Here is a 698-nt window from a genome sequence, read left to right on the forward strand (position 1 = left end):
GATGGGCTCCGACCTGGGGGCGGGCTCCGGTGCGGGAGCGGCTTCCGGGAAGGGTGAAGGGGCGCGGGTGAGCGGGGGTCGCTCGTCCGGCTGACGGTGGGCACGGCGCGCGGGCGGCGGTACGGGGACGTTCCCGGCGGCGAAGCCCGTCCACCAGGTGTCGTCGCGGGCCTGGCGGGAGAAGTACGTCCTGGTCACCCACTGGGTACGACCCTCCCCTACGGTGCCGTGGAGGCGGCGCAGGTGGCCGGCCTCGGAGAGGGCGTTGAGAGCGGAGCGGCACGCCTGCTGGCCGTAGTCGGGGAGCTGTTTGGCCAGCGACTTGGCGTCGATGGCCGCGCCCTCGGGGAGGTGGTCGATGAAGGCGGCGATCAGTGCCTCGCGGGTGGGCAGATGTGCGAAGTCCGATCGGCAGCGCGGAGGCTGGTCCGGCGCGGAACGCTTCCCGAAGCCGGGTTTGGCCATCGAGGGCGCGGGGAGGGTTCGGGCGGCGGTACAGTCGGCGACAGCCATGGGATCGACTCTTCCTCGATCTTGTTGGTCAGACCCCGGTTTTGGTGTTGGTAGCACCGGCCGGGGTTGTTTCTTGCCGCGAACGCTAGGACGCGCGAACAGCGCGTGGCAAGTCGACCACTATTAGTCATACTCGCTGATAAGCGGATGGCACACGGGAGTTGGCGCCAAGGGGTGGGCGGGCG

1 pseudogene is annotated in these 698 nt (G+C 70.2%); it reads right to left on the reverse strand.

Annotated features, from left to right (window positions below):
- Positions 1–513 (reverse strand): annotated as a pseudogene (locus tag E4099_RS32610) (MarR family transcriptional regulator); the annotation flags it as partial.
- Between the last annotated feature and the right edge of the window lie 185 nt (positions 514–698).

Origin of the sequence: Streptomyces palmae, from assembly GCF_004684805.1 — a bacterium.
Taxonomy (GTDB): Bacteria; Actinomycetota; Actinomycetes; order Streptomycetales; family Streptomycetaceae; genus Streptomyces; species Streptomyces palmae.